Source organism: Pseudomonas sp. ADAK2, from assembly GCF_012935755.1.
In the GTDB taxonomy this organism is placed as follows: Bacteria; Pseudomonadota; Gammaproteobacteria; order Pseudomonadales; family Pseudomonadaceae; genus Aquipseudomonas.
Genome location: NZ_CP052862.1, coordinates 625,740 through 640,177, shown reverse-complemented (window position 1 = coordinate 640,177; position 14,438 = coordinate 625,740). Strand labels below are relative to the sequence as shown.

Here is a 14,438-nt window from a genome sequence, read left to right as displayed (position 1 = left end):
ACTGCTTCGCAGCCGAACGCAACCGAACGCAGGCTGCTACAGGAGTGATGGGGGGGCTTCAGTGCCGCAACAACTTGCGCAACGGCACGCCGTCCTTGAGCACGGGGGATTTGATGACGATGTAACTGAAGTACTTCGAGATGCCAATATTCTTGTCCAGCAGGCTTTCGATCACTTCCTGGTAATGCTGAATGCTGCGGGTCATGAAGCGCACCAGGTAATCGTAGCCACCGCTGATCAAATGGCACTCGAGCACTTCATCCACCAGGCGGATGTTGGACTCGAACTTGGCGAAGTCTTCGCGCTTGTGGTCGCTGAGGGTGATCTCGGTGAAGACCGTCACCGAATCAGTGATTTTCGCCAGGTTCAGGTGCGCCTTGTAGCTGGAAATATACCCGGCCGATTCCAGCCGCTTGACCCGTTGCAGGCAGGGGCTGGCTGATAATCCCACGGCATCGGCGAGGCTGACGTTGGTCATGCGCCCGTCCTTTTGCAGCTCAACCAAAATGCTGATGTCGATCCGGTCCAGTTTGACTAAACCTTCCATTACGTACCTCTTGACTGCCGTTTGTAAGACAATCTTCTAGCAAAATCAGCGCCGTAAAGACAGCTGATGCTGAGCCACCAGATCCGCCATGCTGTTGATGCAGTAATCCGCCGCGCACGGTGTCGGGGGTTTGACCCGGCCGCGGCAGATCAGGCACACATCGCGACTCGCCTGACCACTGGCGGAAGGCCGGGTCACTTGCAGGATGTCGCCGGGCTTGAACCCGTTGTCCTGCAGCCATTGCGTGTCTTGCAAAGGGTCACTGGCCAGGGAGATAAAGTCATCGGGCATGATCCCCAGGCGCTCGCAGAGCAACCCGCGATCCTCGGCATCCCGATCACCCTGCACCAGCAGGCGATAGAACTTGCGCAGGTACAACATCGCTCCCGGCGCGTCCTCGAACAGCGACCATCCAGCCACCGAACGGGCGAAGCTCATGCCCTCCTCCCAACTGGCTTTCAGACCCCAGCGCTCGGCCAACTGGCGATGGGCGAAACACAGCAGTCCACTGAAGCCTAGCTCACCGAAGCGCGGGTACAGCGCACGCACCACTTCGCCGTACTCGGCCAGCACCTGTTCCTTGTCCGGGTGCCCGCCCCGGTTGTCGAGCAACGGTTGCAACGCCGCCCAGACGCCCGAGTCGCGGTCGACCAGGACTGCATCGCAATCGATGAGCAGCGCTCGGTAATCAGTCAGCCCCATGGTGTGCAAAGCCTCCAATGATGCATTCCATCCATCCATGCTCCATAAAGGCTCACGGGCACTGCCTTGCAGCAGCGCCCCGAGCCGGCTGGAGCTCAGTTCAAGACCCGTGCCAAAGCCGCTTCGAGAATCTGCAGCGCTTCATCGACCTGTGCTTCGGTGGTCACCAACGGCGCGAGGAAGCGCAGCACGTTGCGGTACACGCCGCACTTGATCACCAGCAAACCACCCTTGCGCGCTTCATCGATCAGCCGCTGGTTCAGGTCCGCGTCCGGGGTGCGGGCCTCGTCGTTCTTGATCAGCTCGATGGCGAGCATGAACCCGGTACCGCGCACGTCGCCGATTTGCGGGTGACGGGTTTGCAAGCGCAGCAGTCCTTGACGCAGGCGCTCGCCCAACGCTTCGCCGCGCGCCAGCAGTTGTTCTTCTTCAAAGGCATCGATTACCGCCAGTGCCGCCGCGCAAGACAAGGCGTTGCCGCCATAGGTGCCACCGAGGCCGCCGGGCAACGGCGCGTCCATGATCGCGGCTTTGCCGACCACACCCGACAGCGGCAAGCCACCGGCCAGGCTCTTGGCGACGGTTACCAGGTCAGGCTGGATGCCGGCGTGCTGGAAACCGAACCACGTGCCGGTACGGCCGAAACCGGTCTGGATTTCATCGAGGATCAGCACGATGCCGTGTTTTTCGGTCAGCGCCCGCAGCCCCTTGAGGAACTCCACAGGCGCCGAAAGGAAACCGCCGTCCCCCTGCACCGGCTCGATGATGATCGCGGCGACCCGCTCTGGCGCAACCTGAGTGGCGAGCAGTTCGTCCAGTGCCTTGAGCGCCATGTCGCTGGTGACCCCGCGATAAGCATTCGGATACGGCGTGTGAAACACCTCCGGTGCGAACGGCCCGAAGTTCTGTTTGTACGGCTGGCTCATGCCGGTCAGTGTGGTGCCGAGCAAGGTCCGTCCGTGGAAGCCGCCGCGGAAAGCGATCACCGCCGAACGATTGGTGTGCGCCCGGGCGATCTTCACCGCGTTTTCCACAGCCTCGGCGCCGGAAGTGAAGAACGCCGCTTTATAGGGGTCTTTACCACCGATCATTTCGCACAGGCGCTGGGCCAGATCCAGATAAGGTTGATAGGCGACTACCTGGAAGCAGGCATGGGAGACCTTTTGCAGTTGCGCCTGCACCGCCGCGACCACTTTGGGGTGGTTGTGGCCGATGTTCAGCACACCGATGCCGCCGACGAAATCCAGGTAACGCTTGCCGTCCACGTCCCACAATTCGGCGCCTTGGGCGCGATCGATCACCAACGGGTGAGCGGTAACCAGGCCACGCGGCACGAATTGATCGCGCTGACGGAGCAAAAGAGGGGTGTCGTCGACTTTGCTATTCATGGCATTTCCCATCGTGAGTCCGGCAACCGGAAGGTGGTTGCGATGGTGTTCAGGTTAAGGCTTGGGCGAAACGAACTACGCCGAACTTGGCCCCTGAGAAATTCGGATCGACTGTTTTCACCCTGCCAAACGGCAGATTCCTTTTGCCCGCCGAATCTGCCGCCACTTCGCCGATACAACATGGCGCAAGCCGTTTAACCCGGCCCTTTCGACAGATCCTGCGCTGGCGTTGGGCGATGATGAGAGCACCTTCATTTATCAGGAATTGCCCATGGCCCTGCTTTATAAAGCTGACCCTGTGCGCGGCGAACAGTGGCAAGCGCTGTTCGCCGAACACGCCCCCGATATCGAATGGCGCGCCTGGCCGGACATTGGCGATCCGTCGCAGATTGAATATCTGGCGGCGTGGCAGGCGCCCGACGATCTGGAGGCTTTGCTGCCGAATCTGAAAGTGCTGTTTGCGCTGTCCGCCGGGGTTGATCAACTGGATCTCAGCCGTTTGCCTGAAAGTTTGCCGGTGGTGCGTTTGCTCGATCCGGGCATCACCCGCGGCATGTGCGAATACGCCAGTTTTGCCGTGCTGAGCCTGCATCGCGACATGCTGCGTTATCGGCAGCAGCAGATGGCGCGGTGTTGGCAGGCACATCTGCTGCAACCGGCGAGCAAGCGTCGAGTGGGTGTGATGGGACTGGGTGCGCAGGCGCAGCAGATTCTGGCGACATTGCAACCGTTGGGGTTTGCGTTGAAGGGTTGGGCGCGCAGTGCGCATCAGGTGCCTGGCGTGGATTGCTTTGCCGGTCGGGAGCAACTGCCGGCGTTTCTCAGCCAGTGCGATATTTTGTTGTGCGTGTTGCCGCTGACTGAACAGACCCAGGGGATTCTTGATCGGGAGCTGTTTCGCCAACTGCCACAGGGTGCGGCGCTGATTAACATGGGTCGTGGCGGGCATCTGGTGGAGAGTGATCTGCTGGAGGCGCTGGAGAGCGGGCAACTCAGTGGCGCGGTGCTGGATGTGCTGCAGGAAGAACCGGCACCGGCGGATCATCCGTTTTGGGGACATCCGCAGATTCTGCTGACACCGCATATTGCCGCGATGACTCAGCCGGAGAGTGCGTTTGGGGTGTTGTTGGAGAATATTCGGCGGTTTGGGCGGGGGGAGCCGATGGTGGGCCAGATCGACCGCACTCAGGGCTACTGAACATACCTCGCGCCTACAGGTAGATCGTTCCCACGCTCCGCGTGGGAATGCCTCTTCGGACGCTCCGCGTTCGGCTCTTGATGGGAAGCTGAGCGTCCCAGGCTGCATTCCCACGCGGAGCGTGGGAACGATCATTCGCTCTAGAGAATGTCCGCGATGGCTTTACCAACATCCTGCGTCGAGCCCTTCCCGCCCAGATCCGGCGTGATCGGCCCGTCCGCAATCACCCGCTCAATCGCCTGCAAAATCCCGTCATGCGCTGCGCGATAGCGCTCGTCGCCATTGCCCAGGAAGTCGAGCATCAACGCCCCGGACCAGATCATCGCAATCGGATTGGCGATGTTCTGCCCGTAAATATCCGGCGCCGAGCCATGTACGGGCTCAAACAACGAAGGAAAGCGCCGCTCCGGATCAAGGTTGGCCGAAGGCGCAATGCCAATGGTCCCGGCACACGCCGGCCCGAGGTCGGAGAGGATGTCGCCAAACAGGTTCGACGCCACCACCACATCAAACCGATCGGGTTGCAGCACAAAGCGCGCGCACAGAATGTCGATGTGCTGCTTGTCCCAGGTGATCTCCGGGTACTTCGCCGCCATCAATGCCGTGCGTTCGTCCCAGTACGGCATGCTGATGGAGATCCCGTTGGACTTGGTCGCCGCCGTCAGGCGTTTGCGCGGGCGGGTCTGGGCCAGTTCGAAGGCGAACTTGAGAATCCGGTCGACGCCACGGCGGGTGAACACCGATTCTTGCAGCACAAACTCATGCTCGGTGCCTTCGAACATCTTGCCGCCGACCGAGGAGTACTCGCCCTCGGTGTTCTCGCGAATCACCACGAAATCGATGTCCCCCGGTTTGCGTCCGGCCAACGGGCACGGCACACCCGGAAACAGCCGCACCGGGCGGATGTTCACGTACTGGTCGAAGTCGCGGCGAAACTTCAGCAGCGAACCCCACAGGGAAATGTGGTCCGGCACCTTGTCCGGCCAGCCCACGGCGCCGAAGTAGATCGCATCAAAACCCTTGAGCTGTTCGAACCAGTCGTCGGGCATCATCTGCCCGTGTTCCAGGTAGTAATCGCAGTGCGCCCAGTCGAGCACTTCGATGCTCAAATCGAGCTGCCATTTCTTCGCCGCCTGCTCCAGCACGCGCAAGCCTTCCGGCAGCACCTCCTTGCCGATGCCATCGCCGGCAATCGCGGCGATTCTGAATGTCTTGCTCATCAATCGTGCCTCCCCAGTGTCTGTGAATTACAGCCCGCCAATGTGGAAGGCTTTGACTTCAAGGTATTCGTCGAGGCCGTACTTGCTGCCTTCGCGGCCCAGGCCCGATTGCTTGATGCCACCGAACGGCGCGACTTCCATGGAAATGATCCCGGTGTTGAGGCCGACCATGCCGAACTCCAATGCCTCGCCAAAACGCCATGAACGGCGCAGATCCTGAGTGAAATAGTAGGCGCCCAAGCCATAAGGCGTGGCATTGGCCAGCGCGAGGGCTTCGGCTTCATCGGTAAAACGCATCAGTGGCGCGACCGGGCCGAAAGTTTCTTCGTTGGCCAACAGCATGCCGGCGTGGGTATCGCCGAGGACCGTGGGCTGCACGAACTGGTTGTCGCCTTCGGGAATGCCGCCGCAAAGCAGTGTCGCGCCCTGGCTCAGGGCATCGTCGATGTGCCGGGCGACTTTGCTCACCGCAGCGGGGTTGATCAGCGGGCCAATGGTAATGTCGGCGTCGAGGCCGTTGCCGACCTTGAGTTTGCCGACCTCCTCCACCAGCCGTTGGGCGAAGCGTTCATAGATGCCGTCCTGCACCAGAATGCGGTTGGCGCAGACGCAGGTCTGGCCGGCGTTGCGAAACTTGCTGAGCATGATCCCGGCCACGGCCTGCTCCAGGTCCGCGTCGTCGAACACAATAAACGGCGCATTACCGCCCAGTTCCAGGCTCAAGCGCTTGATGTGCTCGGCGCTTTGGCGCATCAACAAGCGGCCCACGGCGGTGGAACCGGTGAAGGAAATCTTGCGCACCGTCGGGTTGCCGGTCAGCTCTTCACCGATGCCGGCGGGCATGCCGGTTACCACGTTGAAGACTCCGGCCGGAATGCCGACCCGTTCAGCCAGTACCGCCAACGCGAGGGCCGACAGCGGCGTCAGGTCAGAGGGTTTGACGATGATCGGGCAACCCGCCGCCAATGCCGGCGCGCATTTGCGGGTGATCATTGCGTTGGGGAAATTCCACGGGGTGATCGCGGCGCAGACACCCACTGGTTGTTTGAGCGTCAGCAATCGGCGGTCGCCGCTGGGGGCCGGCATGGTTTCGCCGTAGACCCGCCGGGCTTCCTCGGCGAACCATTTGACGAAACCGGCGCCGTAGCGGATTTCGCCCTTGGCTTCGTTCAGCGGTTTGCCCTGTTCGCAGGTCATGATCAGTGCCAGGTCGTCAAGGTTGTCGATCATGGCCTGATACCAACGCTCCAGCAGCGCCGCTCGTTCCGCCGCCGGACGTGCGCGCCAGGCTGGCCAGGCTTTATCGGCAGCCTCAATGGCACGCCGGGTTTCCGTGCCTTGCATGGCGGGGACGCGGGCGAGTAACTGGCCGCTGGCCGGGTCGATGACGTCCAGGGTCGCGGCGCTGTCAGCGCCGATCCACTGCCCGTCCACATACGCGAGTTCTGCCAGAAGGCTGGGGTCTTTCAAACGATTCTTGAGCATGGTCGAGTCCTGATCCGAGACATGCTCAAGTCTAGGGAGGTGTGGCGGATGAGGATGCTGAAAGCGATTTGAGGACAGTGTCGGATGCTGAAATTGGCGGTGGAACGGCAGATGATCGTTCCCACACTCTGCGTGGGAATGCAGCCAGGGACGCTCCGCGTCCCATTCAGAGCCGAACGCGGAGCGTCCGTTGAGGCATTCCCACGCGGAGCGTGGGAACGATCATCTCTACAACTTCAGGGAACCGAGCAAACCTTCAAGAAACCGCTCCCCGGCCTCCATCTGGCTGATCTCGATAAACTCGTCCGGCTTGTGCGCCTGTTCAATCGAGCCCGGGCCGCAAACGACCACCGGCACATCCAGACGCTGCTTGAACAACCCGCCCTCGGTGCCGAACGAGACCTTGGCCGTGCCGGTATCCGGCGCGGCGAAGTTCTTCAGAAAGCGCACCGCTTCAACACTCGGATGCGTATCGAGGCCGGGGTAAACGTTGATGGTTTCAATCTCGATCGCCGCCACGCTCGACAACAACCGCGCCTCGCGCACGATCAGTTCGGCGCGTTCCTGCATCTGCTCCAGGAACTGATCCAGATTGTCCGCCGGCAGGTTGCGCACTTCGAAATCCAGGGTGCAGAGGTTCGGCACAATATTCAGTGCGCGGCCGCCGCCAATCTGCCCGACGTGCACGGTGCTGTAAGGCACGTCGTAGTCGGCATCCTGGGCGCCCTGCTCTTGCAGTTGCTGCTGGCTCTGCCGCAGCGCGGCGATGAAGTCACACGCGACGTGAATCGCATTGACCGAACGCGGTGCCAACGAAGAATGCGCCTCCAGCCCCCGGCAGTAGGTGCGATAGGAGCCCTTGCCTTTGTGCCCCAACACAAACTGCATGTTGGTCGGCTCACCGATCAGGCACAAAAACGGCCGCACTGGCGTCAGGTGCAATACGTCGAGCAAGCGGCGCACGCCGACACAACCGGTTTCTTCGTCATGGGACAACGCCAATTGCAACGGTCGACTCAGGGAGTGGTCAGCGGCGTCGAGCATGGCGTCAATGGCCAGGGCGATGAAGCCCTTCATGTCGCAACTGCCGCGCCCGTAGATCTTGCCATCCTGCACCGTCGCCTGGAACGGCGGCACGGTCCAGGCCTGCCCCGCCGCCGGCACCACGTCGGTGTGGCCGGACAGCAGAATTCCCGGCAGCTCTTTCGGGCCGGTGCTGGCGAACAGGTTGGCTTTCTTGCCGGTTTCATCCTTGACGATCAGCGACTCGATGCCCTTGCTCAGCAGCAGGTCGCGCACGTAGTCGATCAGGGCCATGTTCGACTCCGAAGAGACGGTGTCGAAGGCCATCAGGCGTTTGAGAATGTCCAGTACACGGGGTTTCATGAGGCCTTGCTCCGTTGCTCGGCTAAATGGGCGAACCGGCGAATGGAGAACGGCTCAATCGAAGTGCTGGTGCTGCCGGTGCTGATCAGTTCGGCCATCACATCGCCGACACCAGGGCCGAGCTGGAAGCCATGACCGCAGAAGCCGAACGCATAGAACAAGCCATCGACCGTACCGCTTGGCCCCATGATCGGCAAGGAATCCGGCAGATAACCTTCGATGCCACTCCACACGCGGATGATGTTGAGGTTGCCGACACCCGGCAGCAGACGGCGCATTTGATCCATCTGATTAAGGATGCTGCGCGGCTCGACATAGGCCCGGCGATTGAGCATGTCCGGTTTACTGCGATAGCCACCGCCGATGACGATGTTGCCTCGGGGGATCTGGCGGAAGTAGATCACTTCTTCGGGAATCTTGGTGTAGACGCCGATTACCGTGGGCAAGGCGTAGGGCACGGGTTCGGTCACGGCCATTTGCGGGCCGTGGGTGTCCAGGGGCACCGGTTCGCCGAATTGTTGGGACAGCTTCTGCCCCCAGGCTCCAGCGGTAATCAATAGTTGTGCGGCGCTGAACTGGCGACCGTCGGTGGTGGTGACGCTGAACTCGCCACCGACCTTCTGCACTTCGGCGACTTCGGTCTGTTCTTCGATCTGCGCGCCGATACGCCGGGCCGCGCGGGCAAATGCCGGGGCGGCCAGACGCGGGTTGGCGTGGCCATCGTGAGGCGCGTAAGAGCCGCCCTTCACATCCGGCCCAAGGAATGGGAAACGCTCATGCAGCTCGGCACCGCGATAAATCTTCAGGTCCAGTTGCGCGGCTTCGGGTGCCGCGGCATAGGCCTCAAGCTCAGCAATTTCGTCCTCGCGATAACACACACGCATATGCCCGCTGGCGATGAATTCCAGATCATCGTCGATCAACTCCGGCAAGCGTTTCCACAACGCCCAGGAGCGATTCGCCAGTTCCAGTTGCCCGAGATAACGCCCCTGACGCCGGACGTTGCCGAAGTTCACGCCGCTGGCGTACTGACCGATCTGGTCACGCTCCAGCAGGATCACCGACTGCCCGCGCTTGCGCAGGAAAAACGCCGCCGCCGAGCCCATCAGGCCGCCGCCGACAATCAGCACATCGGCTTTCTGTACGGTCATGGCGACACCTCCTCGGTGAGCATCGAAAGCGGTTTGACCGGCGCCTGTCCGCGTTGGCGGCCAACCTGTTGCACGCTGACGCCCGCCGCTGCGGCGATCACCTCAGCGCCAGCCTGGGAGCAATAACGCCCCTGACAGCGACCCATGCCAACCCGGCTGAAGGCCTTGGCCCGGTTGACTTCGCAGGCGCCCTTTTCGCTGACGACCGCACGTAATTCACCGGCGCTGATCATCTCGCAGCGGCACACGATGGCGGTATCGGGCAAGGCTTTGGCTTGTTCGGCAGGCCAAGGGAACGCCTGGGCCAGGCCGAGGCGAAACTGGTCCATGACCGCCAATGCTTGACGTGTTTCGTCGCGCAATCCGGCGTTCACTGGTTTCTGCAGGTCTTCCAGCAGCGCCATGGCCACCAGGCGACCGGCGTGTTCGGCGGCGTCCGCGCCGCGAATCTTCGAGCCATCACCGGCGGCATACACGCCGCTGACTGAAGTCCGGCCTTCCTCATCCACCGCCAGCCACCATTGGCCGGACGCCTCGTCGAAGCGCATGCGGCAACCGGCCAGATCCGCCAATTGGGTTTCCGGGCGCAGGTGATAACCCAGGGCCACGGCATCGCAATCCACATTTATAGTCTCGCCACGCGCCGTCAATGCCCGCACACCACTGACACCGTTGGCCGCGTCTCCCTTCACTTGCAGCGGTTTAATGCCGAGGTGCACCGGGATCTTCGCCCGATACAACTGCGCCAACAGTTTCATTCCGGTGAACAGCAATCCGGGTCGCGCCAGCAATTTAGGCAAGGCACCGATGCGCTTGCTGAACGGCGAGGTGTCGAGCACCGCCGCCACCTTCGCGCCCGCCTTCACGTATTGACTGGCGACCAGATACAACAACGGCCCGCTGCCCATAAACACGACGCTGTGACCAATGGAAACCGCCTGGGACTTGAGCGCAATCTGCGCCCCGCCGAGGCTGTAGGTCCCCGCCAGTTGCCAGCCTTCAATCGGCATCAAGCGGTCGGTGGCGCCGGTGCAGAGGATCAGCGCGTCGTAATCCACCGTCGTGTGCTTGCCTTGTGTGACACAGCACAACTGTCCCGGCGTCAGGTTCCACACCAGGGTGTCGGGGCGGTAATCAATCGAGCCGCGCAAGCGATCGAAACTCAGGTGCAGGTCTTTAGCCTTGGCGGCTTCGGTTCCATAAAGCGTGGCGTAATTACGGGTAAACCCTTCCGGCTGCCGCCGATAGATCTGCCCGCCATCCCGGCGATTTTCATCGATCAGAATCGGTTTGAAACCCGCCGCCAGCAACGTCTCGGCACAGCGAATACCCGCCGGCCCGGCGCCGACAATAACTATCCGTGCAGTGGCCATGTCGCCTCCGGTTGTGTGGTGACGATGTCCAGCCCTTCACGGACTTCATTGGAACAGGCACGCAGACGCTCGCCGCTGCGGGTCCAGACCCAGCAATCCTGGCAGGCACCCATCAGGCAGAAACCAGCGCGACGGCCCGAATCGAATTCCGACTGGCGCAACGCGTTGCCCTGAGTCAGCAACGCCACCATCAAGGTGTCGCCCTGCAACGCCTCGATGGCCGTGCCGTCCACCTGCAAACTGACGGTCGGCCGGCCCTGCTCGGCCAGCCTCACAAAACGCCCCTTCATGCATAGGCTCCCTGGGTCATGGTGATCAGATCCTGCTGGGTTTTCAGCAACTCGGCGCTGTCGTGGTGGCAGAGGATTTCACTGCCGCCGTCGATGATCCGGCGGCTCGGCGCGGTGCGATTGCACAAGCCATCGACCCGCACCGGACAGCGACTGAGAAAAGTACAGAGTTCCGGCACGTTCGCTTTGGGACCAATCGGCGGTAGCTCACCGCAGGTGGTGCCGCAGTTTTCCAACCAGCCTTGGCGCAACTCCGGCACCGAATGGATCAACAGGTCGGTGTACGGATGGAACGGTGCCTGGGCAAACGACTGCCGAGTGCCGGCCTGGATCTTGTGGCCGCTGTACATCACCACAATGTCATCGCACAGCGCCCGAACGGTGGAGATGTCGTGGCTGATAAACAGGTAGGAAACCCCCAGTTCCTGGCGCAGGTCGCGCAGCAATTCGAGAATCGCCGCACCGACCACCGTGTCCAGCGCCGAGGTCACTTCATCGCAGAGGATAAGATCCGGTTTGGCCGCCAAGGCACGGGCCAGGTTGACCCGTTGTTTTTGCCCGCCGGACAGTTCATTCGGGCGTCGTTCGGCCATGGTCCGCGGCAGGCGCACCAGGTCCAGCAACTCGCCGATACGCTCTCGCAACGCCGCGCCCTTGAGGCCGAAATACATCTTTAGTGGCCGGCTGAGAATGGTGCTGACGCTGTGCATCGGGTTCAGTGCCGTGTCGGCATTCTGGAACACCATCTGGATGCGGCGGAACTGTTCGTCGGTGCGCTCCGAGAGGCTGCCGCCCAAGGGTTGACCGTCGAAGGTCAGCCCGCCCAACGCCGGGGTCAGCAACCCCGCCACCACCCGCGCCAAGGTCGATTTTCCGGAACCCGACTCACCGATCACGCCGATGGCCTGGCCCCGGCGCACGGTCAGGTCGATGTCCTCCAGCACGCGGATCGCCGGCATGCCTTGCATGTTCTTGTTGCCGTAACCGGCCGTCAGGCCCTGGATCGTCAGCAACGGCGTCTCTTCCGCCACGCCGCACGGAGGGCGAATGGTCGTGTCGGGCCGCGCCGCTGCCAACAGGCTTCGGGTGTATTCGTGGGCCGGACCTTTGAGCAGCGGCGCGGTGGCGCTCTGTTCAAAGATCTGGCCACCATTGAGCACGACGATTTGATCGGCCATTTGTGCGACGACCGCCAAGTCGTGGGACACGTAGACCGCCGTCGCCCCACGTTCACGGACCACGCGTTTGAAGGCTCTCAACACATCAATCTGAGTAGTCACGTCGAGGGCAGTAGTCGGTTCGTCGAGCACCACCAGCAACGGATCGCTGATCAGCGCCATGGCCGCCATCACCCGTTGCAGTTGCCCGCCCGAGACCTGATGCGGGTAGCGCTGGCCAATGCGATCGGGATCCGGCAATGCCAGGTCGCGGAACAGTTCGATGGCTTTGGCTTCAAGCACCGCACGGCTGCCGAGGCCATGAATCAATGCGCCCTCCACCACTTGGTCGATCAACTTCTTCGCCGGGTTGAACGCCGCCGCCGCGCTTTGCGCGATGTACGACACCCGGTTGCCGCGCAGGCCCTGCAATTCCTTTTCGCTAAGTGCGAGCATGTCGTGCTCGCCGACCTGCACCACCCCGCCGGACAACCGGCAACCGCGCCGCGCATAACCCAGCAGCGCCAGGGCGATGGTGGTCTTGCCAGAGCCCGACTCACCGATCAACGCCAGCACTTCACCTTTTTCCAGGGCGAAGCTCACGCCCTTGACGATTTCCACCTCGCCGCGCTCGCCACAGGCGACCACGCGCAGGTCTTCGACTCGAATCAATTCACTCATCTCAATGACCTCCCGTACGGCGACTACGTCGGGACGACAGTCTGTCGATAAACAGATTCACGCCAATCGTCAGCGTGCCGATAGCCAGCGCCGGAATCACGATGGCCGGCGCGCCCTGATTGAGGCCGCCGATGTTTTCCCGGACCAAGGAGCCGAGGTCGGCGTCCGGCGGTTGCACGCCGAGGCCGAGGAAACTCATGCCGCTGAGCAGCAAGACGATGAAGCCAAAGCGCAGGCCCAGGTCGGTCAGCACCGGGTTAAGCATGTTCGGCAGGATTTCCACGCAGGCGATGTACAAGCGGCGTTCGCCACGGGTACGGGCGACTTGCACGTATTCCAGGGCTTCGATGTTCACCGCCATGCTGCGGGCAATGCGGAACGCGCCGGGGGTGAAGCTCAGCACCGCCGTGCAAATCAGCAAGGTCACCGAAGAGCCGAAAGCCGAGACCATGATCAGCGCCAGCATCTTGCTCGGGATCGAGATAAACGCATCCATCAAGCGACTGATCACTTCGTCGAGCCACTTCGGCGACACCACTGAAAGCAGCGCACAACTGGTGCCCAAACCACTGGCCAATACCGCCGCGATCAACGCCAGGCCGACAGTAAATTTCGCGCCGACCAGAACGCGGCTGAGCATGTCGCGGCCCAGGTAATCGGTGCCAAACGGGTACACGGCACTGATGCTGTCGAAGACATTGTCGGAGACCACTTCCCCCACCGGGTGCGGCGCCAGCCATGGGCCGAAGATCGCCACCAGCAACCAGATCACGCACATCGCAGCCCCGATCAGACCCAGCCACGCCGGGCCATGGGACACCTTGCCAACCGACAGGTCGGGGGTCGCAGGCGTCGATTTCACAATGAGATTGTTCATTGGTTTCTCAGCCTCGGATTGGACAGAATCGCGCACAGGTCGGCAATCAGCACCAACCCCAGGTACGCCGTACAAAACAACATGGTGCAGGCCTGGACCAGCGCCATGTCGCGGTTAGTCACGGCATCGACCATCAGGCTGGCGATGCCGGGATAGTTGAAGATCGTCTCGACAATCACCACCCCGCCCAGCAGGTACGACAGGCTCAGGGCGATGGCATTGGCAATCGGCCCGATCGCATTGGGCAAGGCATGGCGCAGCACGATGCGCATCGGGCTGACGCCTTTGAGCCGGGCCATTTCCACGTAGGGGCTGTCGAGTTGATCGATGACGGCGGCGCGGGTCATCCGGGCCATTTGCGCGACGATCACGCAGCACAGGGTCATCACCGGCAAGGCGTAAGTGCGCATGAATTGCCACGGTGAAGTGATGTCGCTGGCGTAGGACAGCGCCGATAACCAGCCCAGGTTCACCGCGAAAATCAGCACCGCCAGGGTCGCCACCAGAAACTCCGGGACGGCGACCATGGCCAGGGTGAAGAAGCTCAGGAAGCTGTCGATACGCCCGCCACGGCCCATCGCCGAACCAATGCCGAGGATCAACGCCACCGGCACCGACACCAGCGCCGTGGCGGCCGCCAGCATCAGGGTGTTCGGCACCCGGCCCGCCATCAACTCGGTGACCGGCATCGCGTTGGACACCGACAGGCCCATGTCGCCGCTGAGCAGGTTCATCAACCAGTGCAGGTAACGCAGCACACCGGGCTGGTCGAGCCCCAGTTTCAGGCGCAGTGCCGCCACCTGTTCCGGTGTGGCGAACTGCCCGAGGGATTGTTGCGCCGCGTCCCCCGGCAATACCGCCGTGATCGCAAACACGACCATGGACACGATCAACAAAGTCACGATCGCGGCGCCCAGGCGCCTACCGATCAACCACAGTGTGTTGCTATTCATCGCCTACCCTCCTGCACTGTCCCTGACGTA

13 protein-coding genes are annotated in these 14,438 nt (G+C 62.0%); 1 reads left to right on the top strand and 12 read right to left on the bottom strand.

Annotated features, from left to right (window positions below; all coding sequences use genetic code 11):
• Positions 1-58: 58 nt before the first annotated feature.
• From HKK52_RS02880 to gabT, 3 genes are all read right to left on the bottom strand, one after another.
• Positions 59-547, bottom strand: coding sequence for an Lrp/AsnC family transcriptional regulator (locus HKK52_RS02880; protein WP_008055821.1), 489 nt, complete (start codon positions 545-547; stop codon positions 59-61).
• 45 nt (positions 548-592) lie between these two features.
• Positions 593-1,249 (bottom strand): 2-haloalkanoic acid dehalogenase, encoded by a 657-nt coding sequence (locus HKK52_RS02875; protein WP_169369291.1) that lies wholly within the window; start codon positions 1,247-1,249, stop codon positions 593-595.
• A gap of 95 nt (positions 1,250-1,344) precedes the next feature.
• Entirely contained in the window at positions 1,345-2,637 is a 1,293-nt protein-coding gene (gene gabT, locus HKK52_RS02870) for a 4-aminobutyrate--2-oxoglutarate transaminase (RefSeq protein WP_169369289.1), read from the bottom strand.
• A gap of 271 nt (positions 2,638-2,908) precedes the next feature.
• Here gabT and HKK52_RS02865 point away from each other — a divergent pair, with 271 nt between their 5' ends.
• Positions 2,909-3,835, top strand: coding sequence for a 2-hydroxyacid dehydrogenase (locus tag HKK52_RS02865; RefSeq protein ID WP_169369287.1), 927 nt, complete (start codon positions 2,909-2,911; stop codon positions 3,833-3,835).
• Positions 3,836-3,975: 140 nt separating this feature from the next.
• On the opposite strand, the gene HKK52_RS02860 is transcribed toward HKK52_RS02865, so the two are convergent.
• The 9 genes from HKK52_RS02860 to HKK52_RS02820 form a co-directional block, all read right to left on the bottom strand.
• The gene (locus HKK52_RS02860) at positions 3,976-5,055 is read right to left on the bottom strand and encodes a tartrate dehydrogenase (RefSeq protein WP_123508190.1); all 1,080 of its coding nucleotides are present in this window, start codon (positions 5,053-5,055) and stop codon (positions 3,976-3,978) included.
• A 27-nt stretch (positions 5,056-5,082) separates the two neighbouring features.
• A complete protein-coding gene (locus tag HKK52_RS02855) occupies positions 5,083-6,540 on the bottom strand; it encodes an NAD-dependent succinate-semialdehyde dehydrogenase (protein ID WP_169369285.1) in 1,458 nt (485 codons plus the stop codon).
• Between the two features lie 228 nt (positions 6,541-6,768).
• Positions 6,769-7,926, bottom strand: coding sequence for an acetylornithine deacetylase (argE, locus tag HKK52_RS02850; protein ID WP_169369282.1), 1,158 nt, complete (start codon positions 7,924-7,926; stop codon positions 6,769-6,771).
• Positions 7,923-9,077 carry an NAD(P)/FAD-dependent oxidoreductase gene (locus tag HKK52_RS02845; protein ID WP_169369280.1) on the bottom strand — a complete coding sequence of 385 codons (1,155 nt, stop codon included), beginning with the start codon at positions 9,075-9,077 and terminating at the stop codon, positions 7,923-7,925. Before HKK52_RS02845 ends, argE begins: the two co-directional genes overlap by 4 nt.
• A complete protein-coding gene (locus HKK52_RS02840; protein WP_169369278.1) occupies positions 9,074-10,450 on the bottom strand; it encodes an FAD/NAD(P)-dependent oxidoreductase in 1,377 nt (458 codons plus the stop codon). Before HKK52_RS02840 ends, HKK52_RS02845 begins: the two co-directional genes overlap by 4 nt.
• Complete coding sequence (locus tag HKK52_RS02835) at positions 10,432-10,740, bottom strand: (2Fe-2S)-binding protein (protein WP_169369277.1); 309 nt, start codon at positions 10,738-10,740, stop codon at positions 10,432-10,434. Before HKK52_RS02835 ends, HKK52_RS02840 begins: the two co-directional genes overlap by 19 nt.
• Complete coding sequence (locus HKK52_RS02830; RefSeq protein ID WP_169369275.1) at positions 10,737-12,578, bottom strand: ABC transporter ATP-binding protein; 1,842 nt, start codon at positions 12,576-12,578, stop codon at positions 10,737-10,739. Before HKK52_RS02830 ends, HKK52_RS02835 begins: the two co-directional genes overlap by 4 nt.
• Position 12,579: 1 nt before the next feature.
• Positions 12,580-13,455, bottom strand: a complete 876-nt coding sequence (locus tag HKK52_RS02825; protein ID WP_169369273.1) for an ABC transporter permease — start codon at positions 13,453-13,455, stop codon at positions 12,580-12,582.
• Entirely contained in the window at positions 13,452-14,408 is a 957-nt protein-coding gene (locus HKK52_RS02820) for an ABC transporter permease (protein WP_169369271.1), read from the bottom strand. The genes HKK52_RS02825 and HKK52_RS02820 overlap by 4 nt, the downstream gene beginning before the upstream one ends.
• Between the last annotated feature and the right edge of the window lie 30 nt (positions 14,409-14,438).

Coding starts and splice junctions, on each gene's coding strand:
- HKK52_RS02860 (WP_123508190.1), bottom strand. CDS start 5,055: ATGAGCAAGACATTCAGAATCGCCGCGATTGCCGGCGATGGCATCGGC.
- HKK52_RS02865 (WP_169369287.1), top strand. CDS start 2,909: ATGGCCCTGCTTTATAAAGCTGACCCTGTGCGCGGCGAACAGTGGCAA.
- HKK52_RS02875 (WP_169369291.1), bottom strand. CDS start 1,249: ATGGGGCTGACTGATTACCGAGCGCTGCTCATCGATTGCGATGCAGTC.
- HKK52_RS02845 (WP_169369280.1), bottom strand. CDS start 9,077: ATGACCGTACAGAAAGCCGATGTGCTGATTGTCGGCGGCGGCCTGATG.
- gabT (WP_169369289.1), bottom strand. CDS start 2,637: ATGAATAGCAAAGTCGACGACACCCCTCTTTTGCTCCGTCAGCGCGAT.
- HKK52_RS02820 (WP_169369271.1), bottom strand. CDS start 14,408: ATGAATAGCAACACACTGTGGTTGATCGGTAGGCGCCTGGGCGCCGCG.
- argE (WP_169369282.1), bottom strand. CDS start 7,926: ATGAAACCCCGTGTACTGGACATTCTCAAACGCCTGATGGCCTTCGAC.
- HKK52_RS02855 (WP_169369285.1), bottom strand. CDS start 6,540: ATGCTCAAGAATCGTTTGAAAGACCCCAGCCTTCTGGCAGAACTCGCG.
- HKK52_RS02825 (WP_169369273.1), bottom strand. CDS start 13,455: ATGAACAATCTCATTGTGAAATCGACGCCTGCGACCCCCGACCTGTCG.
- HKK52_RS02840 (WP_169369278.1), bottom strand. CDS start 10,450: ATGGCCACTGCACGGATAGTTATTGTCGGCGCCGGGCCGGCGGGTATT.
- HKK52_RS02835 (WP_169369277.1), bottom strand. CDS start 10,740: ATGAAGGGGCGTTTTGTGAGGCTGGCCGAGCAGGGCCGGCCGACCGTC.
- HKK52_RS02880 (WP_008055821.1), bottom strand. CDS start 547: ATGGAAGGTTTAGTCAAACTGGACCGGATCGACATCAGCATTTTGGTT.
- HKK52_RS02830 (WP_169369275.1), bottom strand. CDS start 12,578: ATGAGTGAATTGATTCGAGTCGAAGACCTGCGCGTGGTCGCCTGTGGC.